Source organism: Protofrankia sp. CiP1_Cm_nod2 (assembly GCF_920664355.1).
GTDB lineage: Bacteria > Actinomycetota > Actinomycetes > Frankiales > Frankiaceae > Protofrankia.
Window position 1 is genome coordinate 1 of the sequence record NZ_CAKKTL010000184.1, and the last position, 10,320, is coordinate 10,320.

A 10,320-nucleotide genomic window follows, 5' to 3' on the forward strand; every position below is an offset into this window, starting at 1 on the left:
GCGGTGAGCTCGGCCAGCAGCCGGTCGACGGCGGCGACCTGGGCAAGGTAAAGATCCGCGATCCCGGCTGTGAGCGGTGCGGCGGGACGGCGGGCGAGTGCCGCGGCCACGACCGCTTCGACTCCGCCGGCACGCGGGCCGGCTGTCCACGCGTCCCCGGCTGTCCACGCATCCGCGGTTCCGGCCGGCTCGGGAGCGCCGGCCATGTCCTCCGGACCATCCGGTGGTGTCACCCTGCCCGAGGCTGCCGTCACACCGTTGGCCGACGGCACGGCCGTCGGGGAGAACGCGCCCGCCGGAAACGACGTGGGGACGGGGCGGCCGTCGGGCCCGACCAGTTCGAGCAGGCCGGTGCCGAGGGTCTCGGCGACGGCCAGGCACTGTTCGCAGCGGCCGAGGTGGGTTTCGATGACAATGGTCTCGTCCGGATCGCAGGCGCCGAGCACGTATGCCCCGAGCAGGTCATCGACATGCCCCCGGCATCCGGCGGTGGGCAGGTGCCCAGGCCCGCCGGACCCGGCTCCGGCGTCCCCCACAGTCACGAGTGGACTCCTTCGCGTTCCAGCCGGACGGCCAGTTTGTGTAACGCTGTTCGGATACGGGATTTCACCGTACCTTCCGGGATGGTAAGCCTTGCGGCTGCCTCGCGGTACGTGCATCCGTCGAAAAACGCGAGCTCCACCGCCTCCCGCAGTTGATGGGGCAGGTCGGCCACGCCCTGGCGCACCATGGCCGCGGTGGCTTCGCTCAGCACCACCGCGTCGGCGGCCGGGCCGTCGGGCAGGCCGGCCAGCTCCCGGGCGACGGCATCCGACGGCCTGCGCACATGTTCGCGCCGGACCCAGTCCACCGCCCGCCGCCGAGCGATGACGACCAGGTAGGCGCGCAGGTTGCCGCGTCCGGGGTCGAACCGCAGAGGGTGCTCCCACAGGTGGACCAGGACGTCCTGCACGATCTCGGCCGCGGCCTCGCGGTCGGCGGTGACCTGCGTGGCTACGGCCATGAGACAGCCCGCGTAGCGGGCGTGCACCTCGGCCAGCGCGGTGGCGTCGCCGGCGGCCAGCCGGCGGTGCAGGTCCTGGAGCTGCTCCCCGGAAAAGTCATCCGGACGTGATGCGCCGGATCCGGATGCCGTGGGCCCATGGGAGCGGTCCGGAAGGGAAAGGGAGTGGTCCGGAAGGGAGTGCTGCCTGCCGGGCTTTCCGGGCCGGGTCGCTGGGAGGGCGCCAGGGGGCTCGACACCTGTCAGGGCCGAACAGGCGGCCTGATCATCCTCGCTCCGGGGGACGGCCGCGGAAAACACGGCGCGAAGTATCCCATGTCCGGATCGGCGAGGTCCACCATGCCCGGCCGGCGACGCTGCGCCATCGGCTTGGTGACCAGCGGGCTGCCCGCGTCGACAGCCGTCCTGATCCTGCCGCGTCGCCCGCGCCTACCGTGGTTCCAGCCGGACGATCAGCGACTTGGACGTGGGCGTGTTGCTGCGCCGGGCGGTGCTGTCCAAGGGGACGAGGACGTTCGTCTCCGGGAAGTACGCGGCGGCGCAGCCGCGGGCGGTGGGGTAGGCGACAGCGCGGAAGTTCTCGGCCCGGCGTTCGGCACCGTTGCCCTGCCCGTTGCCGGCGACGGCGACGGCGGCGTGGACGGCGGCGTGGACGCTGACGATGTCCACCTGGCCGCCGTCGGGGATGCCGAGCGCGGCGAGGTCGTCGGGGTGGACGAGGACGACGCGCCGGCCGTGGCGGATGCCGCGGTAGCGGTCGTCCAGGCCGTAGACGGTGGTGTTGTACTGGTCGTGGGAGCGGATCGTCTGGAGCAGCAGGTGCCCGGGCGGTGTGCGCAGCACCTCCAGCGTGTTGACGGTGATGGCGGCGCGGCCGGCCGGGGTCGGGAAGCTGCGGCTGTCCCGGGGCGGGTGCGGCAGCAGGAATCCCCCGGGCCGGCCGGCCCGGGCGTCGTAGTCGGCGAAGGCGGGCAGGACGGCGGCGATGTGGCCGCGGATGCGCCGGTAGTCGCCGGCCAGGCCCGCCCAGTCCACCGCCGTCCTCCCGCCGAGGGTGGCCCGGGCGAGCCCGCAGACGATGGCGACCTCCGAGCGCAGCGACGGCGCCGCCGGCGGCAGGCTGCCGCGGGAGGCGTGCACGGCACCCATCGAGTCCTCGACGGTGACGAACTGCGGGCCGCCGGCCTGCACGTCGATCTCGGTCCGGCCCAGCGCGGGCAGGATGAGGGCCTGGCGGCCGGTGACCGCGTGGGAGCGGTTGAGCTTGGTGGAGATCTGCACGGTGAGCCGGCAGCCGCGCATCGCCGCCTCGCTGACGGCCGTGTCGGGCGCGGCCGCGACGAAGTTGCCGCCCATGCCGACGAAGACCTTCACCCGCCCGTCCCGCATCGCGCGGATCGCGTTGACGACGTCGTGGCCGTGCCGTCGCGGCGGGGCGAAGCCGAACTCGGCGCCGAGGGCGTCGAGGAACGCGTCCGGCATCCTCTCCCAGATGCCCATCGTGCGGTCGCCCTGGACGTTGCTGTGCCCGCGCACCGGGCAGACCCCGGCCCCCGGCCGGCCGATGTTGCCGCGCAGGAGCAGGAAGTTCACCACCTCCCGGATGGTGGCCACCGCGTTGGCGTGCTGGGTGAGCCCCATCGCCCAGCACACGATGATCTTCTCGGCGGCCAGCACCCGGCGGGCCAGCTCGTCGATCTCGCTGTCGGCGAGCCCGGTGGCGGCGCGGACGTCGTCGTCGGACAGCGTCCGCAGATGCTCGGCGAACGCGTCGAAGCCGGTGGTGTGCGCGGCGAGGAAGCCGTGGTCGAGCACTGTGCCCGGGGCGGCGGCCTCGGCGTCGAGCAGGCGGCGTGACAGCGCCTGGAACAGCGCCATGTCGCCGTTGAGCCGGATCTGGAGGTACTGGTCGGCCAGGGCGGTGCCGCGCCCGAGCACACCGGCGGGCCGCTGCGGGTTACGGAACCGGATCAGCGACGTCTCGGGCAGCGGGTTGACCGCGACGATGCCGCCGCCGGCCCGTTTCACCCGCTCCAGCGTCGAGAGCATGCGCGGATGGTTCGTCCCCGGGTTCTGCCCGACGACGAGCACCAGGTCGGCCTGTTCGAGGTCGTCGAGGGTGACGCTGCCCTTGCCGATACCGATCGTCTCGGTGAGCGCCGCCCCGGAGGACTCGTGGCACATGTTCGAGCAGTCCGGCAGGTTGTTGGTGCCGAACGCGCGGACGAACAGCTGGTAGACGAACGCCGCCTCGTTGCTGGTGCGCCCCGAGGTGTAGAAGACGGCCTCGTCGGGACTGTCCAGGCCGGTCAGCTCGGCCGCGATGATCCTGAAGGCGTCGTCCCAGCTCACCGGGCGGTAGTGGTCGTCGTCCGCCGCCTTGTGCATCGGCTCGCACAGCCGGCCCTGCTGGCCGAGCCAGTAGCCGGAGCGGCCGGCGAGATCCGGCAGCGGATGCGCGGCGAAGAACTCCGGTGCCAGCCGGCGCAGGGTCGCCTCCTCCGCGACGGCCTTCGCCCCGTTCTCGCAGAACTCCGCGGCGGCGCGGTGCGCGGGATCCGGGTCCGGCCAGGCGCATCCCGGGCAGTCGAACCCGTCCGTCTGGTTGAGCAGCCGCAGGGTGGCGACGCTGCGGCGCACCCCCATCTGGGCCACCGACTGGCCGAGCGCGTGCGCCACCCCGGGCAGCCCCGCCGCGTAACGCGCCGGGGCGCCCACTGTCACCCGGCCTTCGTCCGGCTCCGTCACCGGTGCCCTGCGCACCACCCCGGGCACCTCCCCGCATCATGGACGCCGTCCACCGCAAGCATTCAACAGGCCACCCGGCACGTCCAGCGCCGAAGAGCCGGCTGCCGTCCGCCAACGCCCCCGCAAGCGGTTCCCACCGGCGGCCGGCCGCCCTGCCCGCCTGCCGGGCTCCTGGCGGACGGGCTCCTTGGCGGACGGGGAATCGGTGGCTTTTTCGACAGGTGAGCCCGGCTCTGTCCGGAATCCGTCACAAGCGCCCGGGCGCGATGTGGCCGGGCTGCTGCCGCATCCCTTCCGCGGCGGTGTTTTCACCTGGTGGGGATGAGGAGGGGGACGCCGTCGCCGCGCATGGTGGACGTGACGGTTGTCGCGTTACATCGGCCGTGCGTGTGCACCGGCCGTATCCGTGCCAGGCCGGGCCTGGTGTCTCCCCCGCGGATCCGCCGCGGGGGAGCGCCGCGGCGCGGCCATGGCGCGACACCAGGGGGTCATCGTGGACAGCGACTATTCGTATCCGCTGCTCAGCGTGTTCTGGACGTTGTTGTGGTTCTTTCTCTTCGCACTGTGGTTCTATCTGCTCTTCGCGGTCGTGTCCGACATTCTGCTCAGCCATGACCTGTCCGGCTGGGGTAAGGCAGGCTGGATCGTCGTCGCCATCGTGTTCCCGTTGTTCGGCATCCTTATCTATCTGATCGTGCGGGGCGGCGGCATGCACGAACGGGCGATGGAGCGGGCGGCCCGGCAGGAGCAGGCGCTGCGCAGCTATGTCCCGCCGGGTGGCGGCCCCGCGGACGAGATCGGCCGCCTCGCCGAGCTGCGGGACCACGGCGCCATCTCGGACGAGGAGTACCAGCGGCTGAAGGCCAAGGTCCTCACCTGACGCGGCCCGCCCATCCGGTACGGCGGCCCATCCGGTACGGCGGACGGGGCGATGCGGCAGACTCGCTCCTGTGCTGCGGGTGGGGCTGACCGGTGGGATCGGTGCGGGCAAGAGCGCGGTGGCGCGGCTGCTGGCCGGCCACGGCGCGGTGGTGATCGACGCGGACCAGCTCGCCCGCGAGGTGGTCGCTCCCGGGACACCGGGGCTGCAAGCCGTGGTCGAGGAGTTCGGCGCGCATCTGCTCGGGGCCGACGGCGCGCTCGACCGGGCGGCTCTCGGGGCGGTCGTGTTCGCCGACCCGGACGCCCGCCGCCGGCTGGAGGCGATCACGCATCCGCTGGTCGGCGCGCGGGCGGCCGAACGCATGGCGCAGGCGCCGGCGGACGCGGTGGTCGTCTACGACGTGCCGCTGCTCGTCGAGGCCGGTCTCGCCGGCCGGTACGACGTGGTCGTCGTGGTGGAGGCGCCGCTGGAGGTCCGCCTGGCCCGGCTGGCCGGCCGGGGCCTGCCCCCCGGGCAGGCGCGGGCGCGGATGGCCAACCAGGCCGACGACGCCGCCCGCCGGGCGGTCGCGGACATCCTCGTGGACAACGGCGGCAGCCCGGAGGACCTTCGGGCCAGGGTGGACGAGGTGTGGGCGGGCCTGCTCGCGTCCCACCAGCCCGGGTAGGGCCGGCCGGGTGCGAAATTGTCGGAGGTCTGTGGTGTTGTAGGGGACGTGAGCCCCACGACCGACCGTCCCGCCGGCGTCGACCGCCCCGCCAGCGCCATCACGCGCTCGACCGCGCCGTTCCAGGTCGTCTCCGAGTTCGAGCCCTCCGGTGACCAGCCGGCGGCGATCGCGGAGCTGGCCCGCCGGATCCGCGCCGGCGAGAAGGACGTCGTCCTGCTGGGCGCGACCGGCACCGGCAAGTCGGCCACCACCGCGTGGCTGGTGGAACAGGTGCAGCGGCCGACGCTGGTGATGGCACCGAACAAGACCCTCGCCGCCCAGCTCGCCAACGAGTTCCGGGAGCTGCTGCCGCACAACGCCGTCGAGTACTTCGTCTCGTACTACGACTACTACCAGCCCGAGGCGTACATCGCCCAGACCGACACCTACATCGAGAAGGACTCCTCGGTCAACGAGGAGGTCGAGCGGCTGCGCCACTCGGCCACGATGAGCCTGCTCACCCGCAGGGACGTGGTGGTCGTGGCGAGCGTGAGCTGCATCTACGGCCTGGGCACCCCCGAGGAGTACATCGAGCGCATGGTCCGGCTGCGGGTCGGGGAGGAGATCGAGCGCGACAGGCTGCTGCGCCGGTTCGTCGACATCCAGTACGCCCGCAACGACATCGCCTTCACCCGGGGGACGTTCCGGGTCCGCGGCGACACCGTCGAGGTGTTCCCCGTCTACGAGGAGCTCGCCGTCCGCATCGAGATGTTCGGCGACGAGATCGAACGGCTGGCCTACCTGCACCCGCTCACCGGTGAGATCGTCCGGGAGGCGCGGGATGTCTTCGTCTTCCCCGCCACCCACTACGTGGCCGGCCCGCAACGCATGGAACGGGCGATCGCGGGCATCGAGACGGAGCTCACCGACCGGCTCGCCGAGATGGAACGCCAGAGCAGGCTGCTGGAGGCCCAGCGGCTGCGGATGCGCACCACCTACGACATCGAGATGATGCGCCAGGTCGGTTTCTGCTCGGGTATCGAGAACTACTCCCGGCACATCGACGGCCGGGCCGCCGGCAGCCCACCGCACACCCTGCTGGACTATTTCCCGGACGACTTCCTGCTGGTGATCGACGAGTCGCACAACACGGTCCCGCAGATCGGCGGGATGTTCGAGGGCGACATGTCGCGCAAGCGCAACCTGGTCGAGCACGGTTTCCGGCTGCCCAGCGCGATGGACAACCGGCCGCTGCGCTGGGAGGAGTTCTGCGCCCGTATCGGCCAGACGGTGTACCTGTCGGCGACCCCCGGGCCGTACGAGCTCTCCCGCGCCGACGGCGTGGTCGAGCAGATCATCCGGCCGACCGGCCTGCTCGACCCGGAGGTCGTGCTCAAACCGACCAGGGGGCAGATCGACGACCTCGTCGGCGAGATCCGCGCCCGCGCCGGACGCGACGAGCGGGTGCTGGTCACGACGCTGACCAAGAAGATGGCCGAGGACCTCACCGACTACCTGCTCGAGCTCGGCATCCGGGTCCGCTACCTGCACAGCGACATCGACACGCTGCGCCGCGTCGAGCTGCTCACCGGCCTGCGCAGGGGCGAGTTCGACGTGCTGGTCGGCATCAACCTGCTGCGGGAGGGGCTGGACCTGCCCGAGGTGTCGCTGGTGTCCATCCTGGACGCCGACAAGGAGGGCTTCCTGCGGTCGGACAAGTCGCTGATCCAGACCATCGGCCGGGCCGCGCGCAACGTCTCCGGCCAGGTACACATGTACGCCGACAAGGTGACCCCGTCGATGCGGCGGGCCATCGAGGAGACGAACCGGCGGCGCGCGAAGCAGATCGCCTACAACGCCGAACGGGGAGTGGACCCGCAGCCGCTGCGCAAGAAGGTCATCGACATCCTGGACGACCTCGTCCGGGAGAGCGCCGAGGGTGAGGCCATCGGCGGTGGCGGCCGCGCCCGCTCCCGCGGGAAGGTGCCGGGGCCCGGGATGTCGTCGAAGGCGGGCCGTGACGGTGTGGTCGGGCGGCACGCGGCCGAGCTGGCCGGTATGCCCAGCGCCGACCTGGCGCAGCTCATCCGCCAGCTCGACGACCAGATGCACGAGGCGGCCAAGGAGCTCCAGTTCGAGCTCGCCGCCCGGCTACGCGACGAGATCGCCGAACTGAAAAAAGAGCTACGCGGCATGCACGCGGCCGGCATATGACCCCCGCGGCCTTCCCGTTCATGGCCGGGCGAGTACGGGCATGTTCCCGTTTTCTCCCCGGTCGGCCGGCAGGAGGCCGAGCTGGGCGCTCAGCTCCGTCCGGAACCGCATGCCCGGCAGCCAGTAGCGGTCCGTGACGGCAAAACGTTCACCCAGCGGGAACGGGCCATCCGGATCCTGGTCCGTCAGGAGCGCGCGGGCACGGCCCAGAAGCGCCATCGCGTCCTCCGCGACACGAAACCCGATCTCCGGGATGTCCGCCGGCCACATGGTGTTGATGATTTCATCACCGAGCGCGCAGGACGCCCCCCACCAGCTGTCCCAGCCGGGCAGGCTCTTGCCGAAGTACCCGGCGTACCGGTCGGCCCAGGCGCCGCGGGCGCCCATGGCATACGCGGACGAGCCGATCGTCCGCCCGGGGTCCAGGCCGGTGACGGACGCGAAGCCCAGGAACTGCCACCGCCGGACCGGTCTGGTCGACAGCCAGCCCACACACGCGGTCAGGGCCTGCCACTCCTCGGCGGAGAAAGCCGCCAGCTCCGTCTCCGGACGTGGTATCAGCACCATGAGGGCCACTTCCACCACGTCGAACCAGAGGTCACCGCCGCGGGCCGTCGCCGGCGGCCTGGCGCCGATCCAGCATGCCCGGTCATGCCACACGCCCGACGTCCGCGGCCTGTCCATCCAGTGGTCGCCGGTGGTGAGGTACGCCCGTAGCAGTTCGGCTTCGGCCGGCTCGCCGCCGTGTACGAGCGCGTCCACCAGCCGGGGCGATGCCGACCCGGCCGCCCACAGCCGTAGGTGATCGGCGTAGGCGTCGTCCAGCGTGCCGGTCATTCCCGGCCTTCTCTCATTGCTGGCCTTCTCTCATGTCCGGTTTTCTCTCGGGCTCATGGCGGCCGTCCACGGGAAGGGCACCGGGGCGCCATCGGGAATGTCCGGCTGGCCGACGGCACGGAACAGCGCGGCCTCGCCGTATGTCGCCGCGCGGAGCCCCCGGCGGAACAGCACCCGCCCCGCCCGGCCGCCGACCACGCACCGCCCGTCCGCCAGCTCACGGATCGGCCGGATGAGCACGAAGTCCCTGGCCATGAGGAGCGGCAGCGGCTCGTCCGGATGGTGGGTGAGGGTGGGGATCTGATGGAGGCCGGCCTCGCGCGCGGCGGCGAGCAGGAGGTTCTGCAGGGTGACCTTCGTGCCGTCGGGCAGCCCCACCGCGTGCAGCGGCCCACCGCTCCACCCCTGCTTGCGCAGCCGCTCCGCGACCGTCAGGACAGCGGCCCGCCGGATGCACGGATCGATCACCGCGTTCGCCCGCCCTCGGTCATGGCAGCCCGCCGACGGTCGATGACAGCGCCCGGTTCGTCATCCTCTTCCGGATCTGTTATTCCCAGCTGGCTGGAGACGGCGGTCCGGAAGCGGACGCCCGGCGCAGGGTAAGACGCATCAAGGGATGGGAAATTGTCGCCCAGGTCGTTGTCCCACGGGGTGCCGGCCAGGACGTCGTCGCGCCCGACGACGATCCAGAATCCGGAGTTCACCTCGCCGGCGTGCTCCGGGGCGTCCTCCGGCCACATGCCCGCGAGTTCTTCCGCCGACAGCGCCTCATGGGCGGCCTCCCAGTAGTCCGGGTCGCAGGTCGCCTTGCCGAGGAAGAGAGCGATGTCCCACGCCAGCGCCGGCGGCACCCCGGCGACAGCCGCATGCGGCAGGCCGGCCTCCGTGTCGACCCGCAGGTCGCGGCCGGCCACCAGCGCACATCCCATCGCCTGCCAGACCGCCATCTGCCGAACGGCGACCCATCCGACAAACGGCGTGTGCCGCGCCAGGAAACGCGGCGGGAGCTCGGCGAGTTCCGCGAGATCCTCCTGGGTCTGCGGGATCAGGACCATCAGCGAGATCTCGACCGGGTCGAACCACAGATCACCAGCCGAGGCTTCGCCGGTGTCCGGGGGGTACCAGCCCAGCCAGCAGCGCCGGCCACTCCAGATCCCGGCCGACTCCGGCGCGGGCAGATATCTCGTCAGGCCGTCCCCGCGGGCCTGGAGCAGGTCGCGCTCGAGGTACAACCCGTTCGCCTCCAGGGCGACAAGAAGTTCGTCCACAGAACGTTTGCCCGTCAGATCCCGAAGATAGCTCGCAAAACATTCTATGAGCATTGGAAGGGGCGGCACACCCGAACGGTTTTTCATTTTCCGGCCAAGATTCTCGGTGGTTCCAGGCGCCCCGTCAGGGGGAACTGTGAACCGTCGGGATTTTTCGGTTGGCGGGCGGCGCGGAACAAGGCGGCTTCGCCCCAGGTCAGCGGATTGTCCTTTTTCTTGTATAAGATTTCGCCCTCCGTTCCACCGCGGACAAGGCTGCCGTCCGGCAGCTGGCGGATACTGTGGTTCGGTCTGAAAAATATCGACTTCCCTCGTTTTTCAGGGAAGGGCTCGTCGGGGTGGTGGCGTATGACTGGGACGTCTATTCCTGCTTCGCGGGCGGCGAGGAGGCGGCGGTTGTCGATGCTCAGCAGCGACTTGTCGGGGAGTTCGACGACGTCGATGGGATTGCCCTTCCAGCCCTCGGTCCGCATGCTCTCCACCAGTTTGGGGATGGTTATGCCATCGTGTGTCCGCGGTTTCACGTTCTCCTGACTGAATCGTATGGTGTGCGGATTTTCCAGGCTGCGGACCGGTGGTGTCCACACGCGTGCGACGCCACGGGACGTACCGGCTTCTGTTCTCAGAATACGCCCGGTGATCAGGCCGGCTGGTTCGCCGCCGCCGGCCACCGCCAGCGCGGGCGACGGGAACGGGTCGAGGAGGTTCCTGAGAATCG

9 protein-coding genes and 1 pseudogene are annotated in these 10,320 nt (G+C 71.2%); 3 read left to right on the forward strand and 7 right to left on the reverse strand.

The window, feature by feature from the left end:
• The 3 genes from NBW84_RS18085 to NBW84_RS18095 all read right to left on the reverse strand — a co-directional run.
• Positions 1–542 (reverse strand): zf-HC2 domain-containing protein (locus NBW84_RS18085; RefSeq protein WP_250285914.1); only part of this gene is annotated, 542 nt, incomplete at its 3' end.
• Complete coding sequence (locus NBW84_RS24485; protein WP_445548361.1) at positions 539–1,303, reverse strand: RNA polymerase sigma factor; 765 nt, start codon at positions 1,301–1,303, stop codon at positions 539–541. The genes NBW84_RS18085 and NBW84_RS24485, both read right to left, overlap by 4 nt.
• 129 nt (positions 1,304–1,432) lie before the next feature.
• Positions 1,433–3,769: an FdhF/YdeP family oxidoreductase gene (locus NBW84_RS18095; RefSeq protein WP_250285921.1), complete on the reverse strand. Its 2,337-nt coding sequence runs from the start codon at positions 3,767–3,769 to the stop codon at positions 1,433–1,435.
• A 451-nt stretch (positions 3,770–4,220) separates the two neighbouring features.
• Between NBW84_RS18095 and NBW84_RS18100 the strand changes: the two genes are divergently transcribed.
• From NBW84_RS18100 to uvrB, 3 genes are all read left to right on the forward strand, one after another.
• A complete protein-coding gene (locus tag NBW84_RS18100) occupies positions 4,221–4,631 on the forward strand; it encodes an SHOCT domain-containing protein (protein ID WP_250285916.1) in 411 nt (136 codons plus the stop codon).
• A 70-nt stretch (positions 4,632–4,701) separates the two neighbouring features.
• Positions 4,702–5,301: a dephospho-CoA kinase gene (gene coaE, locus NBW84_RS18105; RefSeq protein WP_250285917.1), complete on the forward strand. Its 600-nt coding sequence runs from the start codon at positions 4,702–4,704 to the stop codon at positions 5,299–5,301.
• A gap of 48 nt (positions 5,302–5,349) precedes the next feature.
• Entirely contained in the window at positions 5,350–7,497 is a 2,148-nt protein-coding gene (uvrB, locus tag NBW84_RS18110) for an excinuclease ABC subunit UvrB (protein WP_445548362.1), read from the forward strand.
• A gap of 18 nt (positions 7,498–7,515) precedes the next feature.
• Here the strand turns inward: uvrB and NBW84_RS18115 are convergent, their stop codons facing one another.
• From NBW84_RS18115 to NBW84_RS18130, 4 genes and pseudogenes are all read right to left on the reverse strand, one after another.
• Complete coding sequence (locus NBW84_RS18115) at positions 7,516–8,334, reverse strand: hypothetical protein (protein ID WP_250285918.1); 819 nt, start codon at positions 8,332–8,334, stop codon at positions 7,516–7,518.
• A 30-nt stretch (positions 8,335–8,364) separates the two neighbouring features.
• Positions 8,365–8,802 (reverse strand): hypothetical protein, encoded by a 438-nt coding sequence (locus tag NBW84_RS18120; protein WP_250285919.1) that lies wholly within the window; start codon positions 8,800–8,802, stop codon positions 8,365–8,367.
• A complete protein-coding gene (locus NBW84_RS18125; RefSeq protein ID WP_250285920.1) occupies positions 8,799–9,602 on the reverse strand; it encodes a hypothetical protein in 804 nt (267 codons plus the stop codon). The genes NBW84_RS18120 and NBW84_RS18125 overlap by 4 nt, the downstream gene beginning before the upstream one ends.
• Positions 9,603–9,685: 83 nt before the next feature.
• Positions 9,686–10,320: pseudogene (locus tag NBW84_RS18130) on the reverse strand (hypothetical protein); the annotation flags it as partial.